The organism is Pontibacter sp. 13R65 (assembly GCF_047525655.1).
Lineage (GTDB): Bacteria > Bacteroidota > Bacteroidia > Cytophagales > Hymenobacteraceae > Pontibacter.
The window spans coordinates 78,912-92,897 of the sequence record NZ_JBLIQL010000002.1 but is presented as its reverse complement, the minus strand read 5'-3'; the positions used below and the strand labels follow the sequence as shown (position 1 = coordinate 92,897).

Annotated in this window: 13 protein-coding genes and 1 pseudogene; 8 read left to right on the top strand and 6 right to left on the bottom strand. The window is 36.4% G+C overall.

What is annotated here, in order from left to right:
- The first annotated feature begins 29 nt into the window (after window positions 1–29).
- The 7 genes from ACMA1I_RS02960 to ACMA1I_RS02930 are packed head-to-tail and all read left to right on the top strand — an operon-like array spanning window position 30 to window position 7,077.
- Complete coding sequence (locus ACMA1I_RS02960; RefSeq protein WP_337066765.1) at window positions 30–737, top strand: rhamnan synthesis F family protein; 708 nt, start codon at window positions 30–32, stop codon at window positions 735–737.
- On the top strand, window positions 730–1,683 hold the full coding sequence (locus ACMA1I_RS02955) for a hypothetical protein (protein WP_337066764.1): 954 nt from the start codon (window positions 730–732) through the stop codon (window positions 1,681–1,683). Before ACMA1I_RS02960 ends, ACMA1I_RS02955 begins: the two co-directional genes overlap by 8 nt.
- Before the next feature lie 44 nt (window positions 1,684–1,727).
- Window positions 1,728–2,555 (top strand): hypothetical protein, encoded by an 828-nt coding sequence (locus ACMA1I_RS02950; RefSeq protein ID WP_337066763.1) that lies wholly within the window; start codon window positions 1,728–1,730, stop codon window positions 2,553–2,555.
- A 4-nt stretch (window positions 2,556–2,559) separates the two neighbouring features.
- Entirely contained in the window at window positions 2,560–4,725 is a 2,166-nt protein-coding gene (locus tag ACMA1I_RS02945; RefSeq protein ID WP_337066762.1) for a glycosyltransferase, read from the top strand.
- A gap of 2 nt (window positions 4,726–4,727) precedes the next feature.
- Complete coding sequence (locus tag ACMA1I_RS02940) at window positions 4,728–5,510, top strand: glycosyltransferase family 92 protein (protein WP_337066761.1); 783 nt, start codon at window positions 4,728–4,730, stop codon at window positions 5,508–5,510.
- A 23-nt stretch (window positions 5,511–5,533) separates the two neighbouring features.
- A complete protein-coding gene (locus ACMA1I_RS02935) occupies window positions 5,534–6,322 on the top strand; it encodes an ABC transporter permease (protein WP_337066760.1) in 789 nt (262 codons plus the stop codon).
- A gap of 5 nt (window positions 6,323–6,327) precedes the next feature.
- The gene (locus ACMA1I_RS02930) at window positions 6,328–7,077 is read left to right on the top strand and encodes an ABC transporter ATP-binding protein (protein WP_337066759.1); all 750 of its coding nucleotides are present in this window, start codon (window positions 6,328–6,330) and stop codon (window positions 7,075–7,077) included.
- Between the two features lie 210 nt (window positions 7,078–7,287).
- On the opposite strand, the pseudogene ACMA1I_RS02925 reads toward ACMA1I_RS02930, so the two are convergent.
- A pseudogene (locus ACMA1I_RS02925) lies at window positions 7,288–7,536 on the bottom strand (DDE-type integrase/transposase/recombinase); the annotation flags it as partial.
- Between the two features lie 186 nt (window positions 7,537–7,722).
- Between ACMA1I_RS02925 and ACMA1I_RS02920 the strand changes: the two are divergent.
- Window positions 7,723–8,517 carry a thymidylate synthase gene (locus tag ACMA1I_RS02920; protein ID WP_337066758.1) on the top strand — a complete coding sequence of 265 codons (795 nt, stop codon included), beginning with the start codon at window positions 7,723–7,725 and terminating at the stop codon, window positions 8,515–8,517.
- Window positions 8,518–8,530: 13 nt separating this feature from the next.
- Here ACMA1I_RS02920 and ACMA1I_RS02915 read toward each other — a convergent pair whose 3' ends face one another.
- The 5 genes from ACMA1I_RS02915 to ACMA1I_RS02895 all read right to left on the bottom strand — a co-directional run bounded on the left by ACMA1I_RS02915 (window position 8,531) and on the right by ACMA1I_RS02895 (window position 13,830).
- Window positions 8,531–9,535 (bottom strand): glycosyltransferase family 4 protein, encoded by a 1,005-nt coding sequence (locus tag ACMA1I_RS02915; protein ID WP_337067096.1) that lies wholly within the window; start codon window positions 9,533–9,535, stop codon window positions 8,531–8,533.
- Window positions 9,536–9,756: 221 nt separating this feature from the next.
- Window positions 9,757–11,205 carry a carbon starvation protein A gene (locus ACMA1I_RS02910; RefSeq protein WP_337066757.1) on the bottom strand — a complete coding sequence of 483 codons (1,449 nt, stop codon included), beginning with the start codon at window positions 11,203–11,205 and terminating at the stop codon, window positions 9,757–9,759.
- Between the two features lie 149 nt (window positions 11,206–11,354).
- Window positions 11,355–12,188 carry an aminotransferase class IV gene (locus tag ACMA1I_RS02905; protein WP_337066756.1) on the bottom strand — a complete coding sequence of 278 codons (834 nt, stop codon included), beginning with the start codon at window positions 12,186–12,188 and terminating at the stop codon, window positions 11,355–11,357.
- A 162-nt stretch (window positions 12,189–12,350) separates the two neighbouring features.
- Entirely contained in the window at window positions 12,351–13,469 is a 1,119-nt protein-coding gene (dprA, locus tag ACMA1I_RS02900) for a DNA-processing protein DprA (protein WP_337066755.1), read from the bottom strand.
- A 7-nt stretch (window positions 13,470–13,476) separates the two neighbouring features.
- Window positions 13,477–13,830 (bottom strand): MerR family transcriptional regulator, encoded by a 354-nt coding sequence (locus ACMA1I_RS02895; protein WP_337066754.1) that lies wholly within the window; start codon window positions 13,828–13,830, stop codon window positions 13,477–13,479.
- Between the last annotated feature and the right edge of the window lie 156 nt (window positions 13,831–13,986).

The window sequence follows — 13,986 nt, the reverse complement described above, 5'->3', positions numbered from 1 at the left end:
AGAGTATATAATTCACTTATCACATCTATATGATTAGTATCCTTTTACATTTATATTATCCAGAATCTATAAAGACAGTGCTTCCTCAAATAACAAAGGATTTTTTAGGTGAAGATAGACTTTATGTTAACCTTGTTAATAGTGCTCCATTTGATGAAAAAGCATTTGAAGTATACGATAATGTTACAATATTGAAGAGCTCAAATGTAGGTAAAGATATTGGTGGAAAGCTTGTGCTGATTGACTCTTTGATGCAATTAAAAGATGAAAGTAAATATTGGATATTTTTGCATGATAAACACAGCCCCCATACAACTACTGGGAAATTTTGGAGAGATAGCTTATTCTCAATTGTAGATGTGAGAAACAAAGAATTGATACTTGACTATATGGAAAGAATTGATACCAATGTTTTGACACATAAAAATTTTATTATGAATGAGTGGCGTGAGTCTAGCCAGAGATTTCAAACGATCAATCATGATAAATTAGTTGAATTAACTACTAAATATGATGTGAGGCCACGAACATATGAATTTGCTGCGGGAACAATGTTTTGGGCAAAAAGTGAAGCTCTAAAAAGGTTTTTTAGTAAAAATCACCCCTTAGATATTAGGGCAACTCTTGAAAAAGGGAATGTTTTAGATCATCATCAAGGTACAAATGCACACTCTTGGGAGAGGCTTTTAAGTTGGATTGCTCTTGATAATACAAAAAGAATAGCAGGAATTGGATAAGACATTTAAAAATATTTTTGTCGGAGTATCTCCTGATACAACGCTGGAGCTTATTGAAAATAATGATATTAATAAGTTCACCTTAGCTATTACAGTGCCACTTGAAGTAGAACAATTAGAGAGAGTCTATAAGAAATTAGCTGTTAATAGAGGTTCTAAAATGATTTTGGTGCTTCCATCTGATTGTGGTGCACTAAGTGAAGTGGCTAATCTCACAAGGTTCTTTTTTTTATCTGGATATTGTTTTATCAACAACTCTCCAATATTAGCTTTTACAGGAACAAAATGTCTACAGTTTTGTGAACTACTGGTTGATTGGTGTTTAAACCAAGGTTATGATAATCCAGTTTTCATTGAAGTGTCAAATTTTGGTAATAATAATTACTCTGAAGAAAAGTTAATTAATGTTCCACATCATCTTCAGGATGAATTTCTATTAACCTTTCACGAAAGAACTATCTCCATGGAGTGGTTTTCTTATAAATTTATTCTTCAAATTAACAATAAAAAAGAGTTTTATAGTTTTAATAATTTCATAGAAAACTTTTCAACATCTTTATTAAAAGAATACCCAGGTGTGCTTTCCATTTTAAACAAAATAGGAAAGCTAGAAGATCAATTACATTTGTTTGAAACTGTAGTAAGGTTTCAGGAAATTGAAATAAAAAATCACATCCTTTACAACAATTTAATAAGGGGAGTTGTTCCTGTGAACCAAACTGTTACTTTACAACAGAGTTTGGCAGTAAATTCATCTAATGAAGTTGAGAAATTAAAAAATGATTGTAATAGGTTATTTTTAGAAATTGGAAACTTGAGAAATGATTTAGCTTGGTATAGGAGAACTTATGAGGAGAGAAGTATTTTAGGTGTCGTTAAGGATAAAGTATTAAGTGGAACACCTCTTAAAAACTTTGTTCAGAAAGGCAAGAGTAAAATTCTCTAATAAAAACCTATAGTAATTCTAAAGGGGCTTACAGATTGATGTTAATGAATCATATATTTAAAAACGTTTTTTTTAATATAGATGCAAACCACCTTGGTAGTTGCCTGTCATTAGAATTGTCCGACATCAATTTTGCAGTTAATGTTAACAATAATAAAGCAATTCAAGATGTTTATAGAATAGTAAGTTCTGGTAATACATACAAATCTAAGTTTATATTTAATTTACAGAATTGTACCCTAGACAATTTTGAAACCGCAGAAAGCATAGGTCGAACTTTTTTTTTAAACAACTACTATTATAATAAGAGCACTGTACCTTTGCTACTTACACAAGAGGAAGAAAGCAAATCAAGCTTAAGCCTATTCAAATGGTGTGAGAATCAAGGCTTAGTTAGTCCTCAATTGTTAAGTTCCTCAAATAATAAGGAAGTTTTAGAAATTCCCTTTGAAAAAGATGAGGAAAGCTTCTATAACATACTTTTCGATTTAAACTCAGTAACTAATCTATTTTACAAGGTCATTATTATTGAAGTTAAAGAACCTCAGGTTATAGGAGTAATATTAAACAGGTTAAAATTAGCTGAAGAACTTTTGATTACCAGAAATCCTGAATTATACAATTTAATTAGCTATTGTTCTAGGATAGAACTTGAAAATGATTACAATATATTTCTTCATAAGTATTACTTGAATGAGCACGCTAATAGTAAAGCGTTCTTAAGAATGTTACACTCTTCAAGCGAAACTAAAATCATTCTAGATTTTTATCAGGAACAATATGAAGTACTTCCATTATGGTATAAAAGAGTAGGACATATTATTAAAATTCTTATGGGTAAAAGAAACATACAGAGCTACTTAAAAAAATAAAAAATTGAAATACTGGCTCTTGACTACAGAGTACCCGCCTTTTTCTGGGGGGGGAATAAGCACATATTCTTATATAACTGCTAAATCATTAGCTAAGTTAGGAATTGAAGTTACAATCTTTGTTCCAGATCAATCAATTGCTACCAATGAGGTCGATAATAGCGAACCTCTATTAAGAATAGTTAGATTTAATCCTAATTATGGAGGGAAAAGCCAAATATTAGGATATGCAGCTAATTTAAGTTACTCGTTTGCTGAAATAGTAAAAGATTTTACAGTTCAAAATGGAGTCCCTAATTTTATTGAAGCCCAAGATTATCTCGGTATAGCTTATTATTTGTTGCAGTTTAAGTTAACGGGCCTAATTGCTCTTGATAAAGTTCCGATTATAATTACTTTGCATTCTCCTGCGTTCGTTTATTTAGAATATAATAGAGTTCCTACATATCGTTTTCCTGAATATTGGACTTGTGTAATGGAAAAGGAAGCTATTATTGGGGCTGACATTCTGATTTCACCAACAAAATTCTTAATTGATGAAATCCAAAAATATTTAGATTTAAAAAATAAGATTGTTCATATTCTACCAAATCCTTTCGTTGTTAATATTGATAGATCTTCCTTTGAGTATGACCAAAATAATGTTTTTTTTTATGGCAAGCTTTCTGCTCAAAAGGGGACCTTTAAGATGCTGGAATATTTTAAACAAGTCTGGGAAGCTGGACATGAAGTTAAATTGACAATTCTAGGTGGAACAGATATTGTATATCATCCTGAACATTTAACAATGCTCCAAATTGTTAAGAGTAGGTATAGAAAGTATATTGAAAACGGGAAACTTAATATCAAAGGTAAAATAAATAATTTAGAACTTGCACAGCATCTTAAAAAAGCTCATTTAGTATTAGTGCCCAGCATCATTGACAACCTTCCATATGTTATTTTTGAAACTATGGCTAGCGTAAAGCCTGTTCTTACGTCGGCTCAAGGTGGGCAAAAGGAAGTTATTAAGGATGGATATAATGGATTTATTTTTGATCATAGTGAACCCGAAAGTTTTGTATCTAAACTAATTTATATTCTCAGAAAAAGTAGAGAAGAATTAAATGAAGTCTGTCAAAGGGCATATGATAGTCTTGACAGGTTTAGTCCAGATATAATACTTCCAAAAAAAATTAAAATTTTAACTGATTTTCAGAAAAACTTACATTCTTCTGAAACAATTAGTTTTCCTTTTGTATACCAGGAGAAAATTAGAAATAATTTTATAGAGCCTAATAACAAAATTCTGTCAATTGTAATCCCATACTTCAATATGGGAAAATATATTGATGATTGTCTAGAGTCAGTACAAGCTTCTGATTACGGCCCTAAAGAAATTATAATTATTAATGATGGTAGTACAGATAAGTATAGCTTACTAAAACTAGATGAATTAAGATTACATCCAAACATAAAAATAATTGATCAACCAAACAGTGGAGTAGCTGAAGCAAGAAATAAGGGTGCCGAAGCTTCACAAGGAAAGTATTTGGCATTTCTTGATGCTGATGATAGAGTTTCAAAATCGTACTACTCTAAAGCTCTTTTACTTTTAAACAAGTACGATAATGTATTCTTTATAGGTTGCTGGACTAAGTATTTTGGTGAAAGTTCTACAGTGTGGCCAACCTTCAATCCTCAGCCACCTTACATTTTAGCTCACAATTCTGTTAATAGTAGCTCCCTAGTATATAAACGATCTGCATTCCTGGTAAATGGTAAAAATGATAAGGACACAGATTACGGTTTAGAAGATTATGAAAGTGTGGTGAATATGATGCAATCTGGTTGCAACGGAATTGTAATACCTGAAGTTAACTTCTTTTATAGAATACGGTCTAATTCCATGATTAGAAGTATCAATAAAGAAAAACTATTATATTCTTATAAGTATATAGCTAATAAGCATCACAAGTATTTTTCAAAATTTAGTGTATCACTAACTAATATTTTAACCGCTAATGGACCAGGATATGATTTTGACAATCCTACTTTAGATTATAAGATATTAAGGAAGTACAAATATTTTATTCCCATGGTGAACCGTTTTAAAAATAAATTGAATAAACATCCCTTTTTTAAAAGAAAAATTATTGATATTATCAATTTAACTAAGTTAATTAAATAAAAATGAAAAACTATTTATCCCTTGTAATTATTGTTAAAGATGAAGATGCTTATCTTAAAGAATTTATTGAATATTATAAAATATTAGGTGTAAATCATTTTTATTTTTATGACAATGATAGCACTATACCAGTATCCAAGAGCTTAGCAGGCTATAATAAAAGCTTAATCACAATAAACAGAATAAGTGGAAAAGCAAGACAAATGGATGCCTATAAGCATTATTTGTCAACATATGGTAAAGATTCTCGCTGGGCTGGATTTATTGATTTAGATGAGTTTATAGTTCCTAAAACAGCTTATACTTTACCTGATTTTCTAAAAGCCTACGAATATGCTGATGCTGTTGGAATTAATTGGACTCTTTTTGGACATAATAATCATGAAGTCAGACCTCCAGGGCTAGTAACAGAAAATTATACATCTAGAGAAAATAAGCAAAATATCCATATAAAATCTATTGTAAATCCAAGAAAAGCGCTTTTTGCTGCAAATCCTCATTACATTGGTATGGTTGAAGGTTCTCACTATATTGACGCTAAACATTTTCCTATAACTAGTGCATTTAATGAGAACCATTCAATAGACTTGATTCAAATAAATCATTATTTTACAAAGTCTGCTGAAGAGTTTATAAAGAAAGCCGAGAGAGGCAGAGCTGACACAGGGGAAAAAAGAAATGTGCAGATTGAATTTGAGCAATACAAGAACATTTGGAATGAATTTTCTGACACTTTACTAGTTGATAAATATATGAACGCTTTGAAAAAAGCAATGCAAGAATAATCTAACTTTCACATTTACCTATTATGAATTTTAATCCTTCAGTAAGATTTGAAAGACTTTGGTTACTTGCTAAGATTGAGTATAAGTTAAGATATTATGAAAATAAATTAGGCTTGTTTTGGGCTTTATTAAAGCCTATTACAGATATATTTATTTATTATATAGCATTCAACGTTGTAATAGATCAAAATATACCTTCTTTTGTTGCCTATTTGTTTAGTGGACTCATATTGTGGAATTTTTTTGCTGAATCTACATCTGGGACTGTGCAATTACTAAAAACTAAAAAGTTTTTGTATGAGTACAATAATATGCAAAAGATCGATATATATATATCAACTCTTTTAGCTAACTGTATTGGTTTGTTCTTCAACCTTTGCATGTTTTTTTTATATTTCTTCGCAATAGACAATGGTGGTCAAAACTTTCATGCTGCTGATTTTAGTAATTATATTTATTTAATACCTATTTTTATAAATCTTTTTTTGCTTTCTATTGCATTCTCTTTAGTACTGTCATCATTATATGTGTATATGCATGACATACATCAAATTTGGCAAGTTTTATCAGGTCTAATGTTTATTTTGTCTCCAGTGGTTTTCAAAATAGATGACTATGTGAAAGCGCTTCCTTCATTTGCTGAGTTAAATCCAATGGCAGGAATTTTGATAAATGTTAGGAGAATAATATTACAGAATTCTTTGCCTGACTTTTATCTTTTGTTTTTAGATTTAGGTTATGCTCTATTCTTTTTTATGTTAGGATTTACTCTTTTGAAAAAAATTGGTGCAAAGGCGGCTGAGAAACTTTGAAAATTATGGAGAATGTTATTGTACAAAACGGAGTTGCTATTAAGGCAAAAAATATTAGTAAAACTTTTCAAATATCAGAAGATAGCCATAATACTGTAAAACATCGGTTATTTAATATTTTTAATCCAACCAAAAAGAAACTTATTCCTGCAGTAAAGAATTTGTCTCTTGAAATTCTAAAAGGAGAGTGTATTGGCTTTTTAGGACGAAATGGATCTGGAAAATCTACTTTAGTAAAGCTTTTAGCGGGTGTATACCCAGTTGATAGTGGTTATATTAATATCAAAGGATCTACAATGTTAATGAACCTTGGTGTTGGAATGAGTCATGAACTTACAGCAAGAGAAAACGTCTATGTGTCAGGGTCAGTTTTAGGGTTAAAGATAAAAGAAATTGACCATATTTTTGATGAAATAATTGAATTCGCAGAGCTAGAGGAGTTTGTAGATACTAAAGTGAAATTTTTTTCCTCTGGTATGGCGGCCCGTTTGGGCTTTTCCATCGCTGTAAAAGCTGGGGCTGATATTATGTTTCTTGATGAGATTTTTGCTGTGGGTGATGCAAAGTTTCAGGAGAAAGCCATAAAGGTTTTTGAGAGTTCTTGGATTAAAGGAAAAACTGTAATCTTAGTAAGTCACTCTATGGAAGTTATACGACAATACTGCCACAGAGCTGCCTTCATGAAACAAGGTGAGTTGGTATACTTTGGAGATACAGAAAAGGCTATTCAAATGTATATAGAAGACAACAAATAAGTTGTCTTCTATATACAAATTTCATCCAGAACCTTAAAGATTATGTATACGCTGCTGTTCTGGTCCAGGAAGACCTAACGCCAAGTCGTTTTGCAGGCTACCCCTCCGGCAAATGTCTGGGCCTCATGCTAGCTAAGTGGACTGCCTCTTTGTGCGTTGCTCTAGGTACAGTGTTGATGTGAACGTGACCCTGAAGAGCGCTTACCGCTTCTCAATGGGAAAAGGCCACTGACCTGCACCAGTTAACAATATCAACGATGGTGATTCAGGCCCGTTGTCTATCCGCATGGCCTCCGGTTTTCCGCGCCAATCAATGAGCTGCTCCAGCGTCCGGATGGCTCTCTTTGATGAAATAGAGGAAGCTACCTCTATGGCCAATGCTTCCCGGTTGCAGTCATCCAGCACGTTTAGTGTCCTGAAGCTGTTGCCTGAGGCCAGATTGTCACTCATGAAGTCCATAAACCTAATGAAAATTGTTTGGCTATTACTTTTTTTCTCTAATGTAGAACAGTAAACTTATTTTTGGAGGGGTTACGAATTATAGCAACCCAATTTTTATATACAATAACTCACCCTTGCTTATTATTATTTGTAGAAGCTGTATCTTTGATACTCTTAATTTAATCTAGTGTTCTGAAGTAGCTTATGAAACAGTACCAAAACCTGATGCAGCATATCCTTGACAAGGCTGTAAAGAAAGAAGACAGAACCGGAACGGGTACGTTAAGTGTTTTTGGATACCAGATGCGGTTTAACCTTGCAGATGGCTTTCCGTTGGTAACAACCAAAAAGGTGCACCTCCGCTCCATTATTCATGAATTACTGTGGTTTTTGAAAGGTGATACAAACATTCAATACCTCAAAGAGAACAAAGTAAGCATCTGGGATGAATGGGCTGATGAAAACGGAGATCTGGGCCCTGTGTACGGCTCTCAGTGGCGTAGCTGGCCTACACCAGACGGTCGTCATATTGACCAGATTGCGCAGGTAGTACACCAGCTCAGGCATAATCCAGATTCCCGCCGGATTATTGTAAGTGCTTGGAATGTAGCGGAAATAGAAAATATGAAACTGCCCCCTTGCCATGCTTTTTATCAGTTTTATGTAGCTGAAGGCAAATTGTCTTGTCAGCTTTACCAGCGATCAGCAGACGTTTTCTTAGGTGTTCCTTTTAATATAGCTTCTTATGCGCTTCTGGTTCTTATGATGGCACAGGTAACTGGCCTGGAACCAGGGGAGTTCATCTGGACCGGTGGAGATACACATCTGTACTTAAATCATCTGGAGCAGGCAAATACACAGCTTTTGCGGGAGCCTAAAGCATTACCTGTTATGAAGTTGAACCCAGATGTGAAAGACATTTTTAGCTTCCGTTATGAGGATTTTCAGCTAGAGAATTATAACCCACACCCGGCTATCAAAGCTCCTGTCGCGGTTTAAGTGTATTGTTGCATTAGTCAGGCAAGTTAAAGTAGGAGAGATATAGCTGTTCTAGGTCCAGGTAATGCTGTTCCTCGCTGAAGATCCTGTCTGCTTTCTGCTTACCCTGCTTGGCTAACTTTTCCCTTAGCTCCTTATTCTGGTACAGAAGTTTAAGCTTACTAGCCAGATCTTTAGTATTGCCGTTTTCAAATAGCATACCTGTTTCCATATCGTCTATAATTTCAGGGATTCCACCAAAGTTTGAACCAATTACGGCTACACCTGCTCGCATAGCTTCTGGTAACACCAACCCAAAGCTTTCGTTAAGGCTTGGCAGTAGCACCACATCAAAACATGGCATGATGGCGGTAGGTTGTGTATGAAAACCTTTAAAATGAATATAGTCACTTAGCCCTTCCTGTGCTACCTGTTGTAATAAAGATTGGTGATAAGCTTCATCACTTGGAAGTCCAAATATGTAATAGTGCAGCGCAGGATAGTTATCGTGGAGAGCTTTCGCTGCTTCCAAAACCAGGTGCTGACCTTTGTTCCGCTCTATCCTGGCAAAAATGGCCACTCTAAATGGGGCCTTGTACTTTTCTTCCGCAAACAAGTTTTGGCAGTTGCTTACCTGAAAGTGTGCGGGCGCTTTTACGCCGGAGTAAAGACATTTAATAGCATTGGCAGGTAAGGGTATGTAGCGCAAGGCCGTCTGCCGCATCTGCTCAGTTATGGTGATAAATAAATCTATTCTTTTATAGAAAAAACGATGCCAAGGGTCTTTTTTAGAGCTTGCGATGTGCATGTGGCGCGTGTACACCAGCTTGAATTTTTGCTTGCTCAGGATTTTGGCAAGTACTGCTAATTTCAAATCCATTTTATGGTGGAAATGCAGAACATCCGTTTCCTGCTCTTCAGCAAGTTGAGCTAAGCTCTTTGCATTTGACCATAAAGCTTTTGTTGAAATGGATGGCAGGGCCACTACTGGTATCCCATCAGACTGCAAGCGTTTATGTAAGGCACTATTTTGATGCACTATTCCTAAAGAATCATGTCGGGAATAATGAAACCATATCGTGTATTTTTCGAAAATCTGTTCTAAACCTCCCAGTCCTTCGCCGGTGCACAATTGAATAATTTTCAAAGTATATAATTTACCTTAAATGACGACAATAAAATAAAAGTATTTGGTTTTATGAAGCTTAAGCTAATCTAGCTGCTTTAAACCTTGAAGTTTATAATATTTAATTAGGGCTTTTATTTAGCCATTTCTAATGCAGCCTTGTTTTTGCGGAGGTTAATCTTCCAAAGTGCGGCGAGCAATAAACTTGCTGCTACGGTTATACCTGCAGTATAGGCAAGTTCAATGGGTAAGCCAAAACCTTCTGGTGCGACTAATATATAAGAGGTAATCACTGCGCTCATAAATACAGCCGGCACTAATGTAACCCAGTAGCATTTTTGTTCCTGAATTAGGTAAGCTGTTATGGTCCAAAGTACAAGTGTAGCCAAGGTTTGGTTGGTCCAGGCAAAGTAGCGCCAAACCACTCCAAAATCTACCAATGTAATGCCATAGCCGATGGCAAAAAGCGGAACGCTAATCAATAATCTGTTCTTGATCGAGCTTTGTTTTAACTTTAGAAAGTCAGCTGCAATCAATCGGGCGCTGCGGAAGGCGGTATCACCGGAAGTGATAGGAGCAGCCACAACACCTAAAAGAGCCAGTAAGCCCCCAACTTTGCCCAGCAGGGAATTAGAAATTTCATTTACCACAAAGGCGGCATTTCCCTTTTGTGATACCATTACGTCGTTTAGTTCTGTTACACCGCCATAAAAGCTCATGCCAATAGCTGCCCAAATTAACGCTACCACACCTTCTGTAATCATTGCTCCATAAAAAATGGTGCGTCCCTGCTTCTCGTTTGTCATACAGCGTGCCATCATGGGTGACTGAGAAGCATGAAAGCCAGATATGGCTCCACAGGCAATGGTAATAAAAAGCATTGGGAAGAGCGGGAACTTCTCAGGCGTAGCATGTAGGTTGGCAAGGTTAGCGAAGGTTAATTCCGGTATATCAAATCCTTTGGCTAACATAATGCTGCAGATGCCGATGGCCATGAAAAGGAGTGCTACCCCAAAGACTGGATAGACTTTACTAATTAATTTATCTATTGGCAGAATGGTAGACAAGATATAGTATATAAAAATAATCCAGACCCAAAGTGTAATACCAGCGAAACCACTTGTCATATCATCTATTATTTTTGCAGGGCCCATAATAAAGACAGCTCCAACAATCACCATTAAGACTAGGGTAAACCCACGCATAAACTGCTTCATGGGCTGGCCAAGGTACCGACCAGATACTTCTGTTATGTTCTCTCCGTTGTGTTTCAGCGAGAGCATTCCAGAAAAATAATCATGAACGCCTCCGGCAAAAATAGACCCAAGTACAATCCAAAGAAAGGCCGCAGGCCCCCACATTGCACCAGCCACTGCTCCGAATATAGGTCCTAGCCCTGCTATGTTCAAAAATTGAATCAGAAAGATTTTCCATACCGGCAATGGCACATAATCTACGCCATCAGGCATAGTAAGCGCGGGAGTTTTACGTTCTGACACGACACCAACTATCTTTTCCAAAAATTTTGAATACAGCAGGTATCCTAATATAAGAGCCAGAACAGATGCAAAAAATGAAATCATAGGCAAAAGAGCAGAAGGAAATAAACTGCTAATATAAATAATTCAACTGTAATAACTTAAGTGCTGAAAGGGTATCTGGTAATTTAAATTATTCTACCTATTTGCCCATACAGGTAATTTATATCTTTTGCTCCTTTACAAAGGAAGGCTTATTTATCTAAAGCAATTCTATTGATATTTTTCTGTAATTGAGCTAAAAAAGAAGATGTGTTAGGAAGTTCTGATTGTTCTATTCTTGTTATAGGTCTGACCCCAAAAACATTCGCGGCAAATACAGTCTCCGAATTCCTCAGTATCTCAACATTACCTGTTTCTTCTCTCAGCTTTATACCTTTTCTGTTAGCCCAATTGAGAATATAAGCACGCATTATGCCTTGGACACAACCTGTTGAAATAGGCGGTGTGAAAAGCGTATTATTTGTAAACCAAAAAATATTGGAAGAGGTTAGTTCTGCCATATGCCCTTGTTGATCCAGGAGGAGCATGTCCTGCTTGTGTGATTCCTTTTTTTCAACTCCGGCCATCACGTATAATAGCGAGTTAGGGCCTTTGCAAAAAGAAAAAGGAGTAAAGGAGGTGGTTACCGTTTTACAAATACCAATGTCTAAATCAGTACTTTTAAAATCAGCTACAGGCTGTGCAGTTAATATCCAGTCTGATTTGCTTGTTTCAGGAGTATATAGGCCCGCACCACTTCGCCATATTTTTAATTTAACTCTGGCAAAGGGTGTAGCCAAATTTTGTTCAGCGAGTTCTAAAATAGTATCCGGAAATTCTTTTGAAAGTAACTGCGTGTCCAGCTCCAGCTTCAGAGCGCTGGCGGCTTTTTGGATTCGCTCTAGGTGGTAGTTCCATAAGCGTACTGACCCTTCCTGAACAACAATAGTTTCAAAAAAGCCATCGTTGTACTGCAGGGCTCTGTTATGCCTGTAAAAGAGCATTTCATCCTCGGGTACGAGCTGGTTGTTGAATAGCAAATACAAATCTTAATTAGTTTTATTTTATTGTAGGCTTCAGCAGGTGCGTTGATTTAATAGCTGATAGCAAATGTGGTTGTTTATTTACAATGGCAATTAAATTTTATTTTTACGCGTTAATTTATAAGATGACAAGTGGCTTTGATACTTTTATTTTGAGGTTGTAGTTTATTTTATCAGCGCAAACCTCTTTCCTGGTAACGCTTTTATTACACCTTTAAACTCAAGCCCAAGCAGGAGCGAAGCAAGCTGACTGACAGGCACCTGCGCCTTCCAACTTAAATTATCCATTTGCTCTTCCTGAGTCTTTTGCAGCACTTGCAACACCTGTAGTTCAGCCGTTGTAAAATCATCAGCACTATAAATGAGAGCAGCCGCTTGTTTTTCTTTCCTCTTCTGCTCCAGGTCCCAGTTTAGCAGTTCAACTAGGTCTTGAACAGAGGTGTAGACAGCTGCTTTATTTGATTTGATAAGAAAGTTGGTGCCTTCCGACACCGAAGAGTTTATATTGCCAGGAACAGCCATTACTTCTCTGTCGTAGCTGTGAGCAATGTCCGCAGTTATAAGAGTACCGCTTTTCATAGCGGCTTCCACCACTATGGTACAGTCTGACATACCGGCAATAATGCGGTTGCGAGCCGGGAAGCGGTGGGCATCTGGTTTGGTTCCGAAAGTACCCTCTGTCAGAATGCCTCCATGCTCCACCATTCTTTCAGCATATTTGCTGTGTACGGAAGGGTAAATAATATCTTGACCGGATGCCATCACACCAACTGTGTCTAAGCTATGTTGCAGGGCCGCACGGTGCGAAATTATATCGATGCCATAAGCAAGGCCACTTACCACCATGACCTGGTGTTGCTTTAGCTCTTCTACAATTCGCTCTGTAACCGCCTGCCCATAGGTAGTTGGTTTACGAGTACCCACTATGCTTACAATATGCTGTTGGTTTAAATCTGCGTTGCCACGGTAGTAAAGGAGCACTGGGGCATCAGCTATTTGCTTCAGGCGATCGGGGTAAGCTGCAGCCGTATAAAAAAGCAACTGCACCTGCTGCTGCTCAGCCTTTCGGAGCACTAGCTCGGCTTGGTACAGGGCCTGCTTCGAATTATCACTGATTTGACTCACGAGTTTAGGCCCAATGCCAGGTATTTTCAGCAATTTGCCAGCTGGCGTGGTAAATACAGCCTGGGCAGAACCACAATAACTTACCAGCAGGCGCGTAACCTGATTACCCACTCCCGAAAGAAAGGTGAGGGCTACTTCATACAAATTCGCTTGGGTCATCAATTACCTATTCTGTTTGTTTCGTATTTAGCTGATCTTTTAAACCTACTAGAAACATACGAACTTTCTCTAACGATTGTATGATCTCAATTTTATCTTTTGTTTGAACTGATTTGTTTTTCAAGACTTCTTTAGCACCCTGGATGGTGTAGCCGCGCTCTTTCACAAGGTGGTATACAGTCCGGAGCTCCTCAATATCTTTTGGTGTAAACTGGCGGTTGCCTTTTTTGCTTTTCTTTGGCTTAAGTTGCTCAAATTCAGTTTCCCAGAAGCGAATCAGTGAGGGTGCCACATCGAACATGGCTGCCACCTCCCCAATGGTATAATACTGTTTCTCTATTTCTCTTTCTTTATAGGGCATATTGCAGGCTAGTTACAAAAAACAGAAAATCACTATTTTCAGGCCGATGCTAAGATTAAAGGTAAAAACCATTACTTTTGCCAGTATATAATCTGCAGCAAATACCTCCAAATGGGATTTCTGTAGCACAAAAATCAGATAATTTATTTTCTTAAA

Bases quoted from the DNA above. Each gene is read 5' to 3' on its own strand.
- dprA (WP_337066755.1), bottom strand. From the start codon at position 13,469: ATGACCCAAGCGAATTTGTATGAAGTAGCCCTCACCTTTCTTTCGGGA.
- ACMA1I_RS02935 (WP_337066760.1), top strand. From the start codon at position 5,534: ATGAATTTTAATCCTTCAGTAAGATTTGAAAGACTTTGGTTACTTGCT.
- ACMA1I_RS02930 (WP_337066759.1), top strand. From the start codon at position 6,328: ATGGAGAATGTTATTGTACAAAACGGAGTTGCTATTAAGGCAAAAAAT.
- ACMA1I_RS02910 (WP_337066757.1), bottom strand. From the start codon at position 11,205: ATGATTTCATTTTTTGCATCTGTTCTGGCTCTTATATTAGGATACCTG.
- ACMA1I_RS02895 (WP_337066754.1), bottom strand. From the start codon at position 13,830: ATGCCCTATAAAGAAAGAGAAATAGAGAAACAGTATTATACCATTGGG.
- ACMA1I_RS02950 (WP_337066763.1), top strand. From the start codon at position 1,728: ATGAATCATATATTTAAAAACGTTTTTTTTAATATAGATGCAAACCAC.
- ACMA1I_RS02940 (WP_337066761.1), top strand. From the start codon at position 4,728: ATGAAAAACTATTTATCCCTTGTAATTATTGTTAAAGATGAAGATGCT.
- ACMA1I_RS02920 (WP_337066758.1), top strand. From the start codon at position 7,723: ATGAAACAGTACCAAAACCTGATGCAGCATATCCTTGACAAGGCTGTA.
- ACMA1I_RS02960 (WP_337066765.1), top strand. From the start codon at position 30: ATGATTAGTATCCTTTTACATTTATATTATCCAGAATCTATAAAGACA.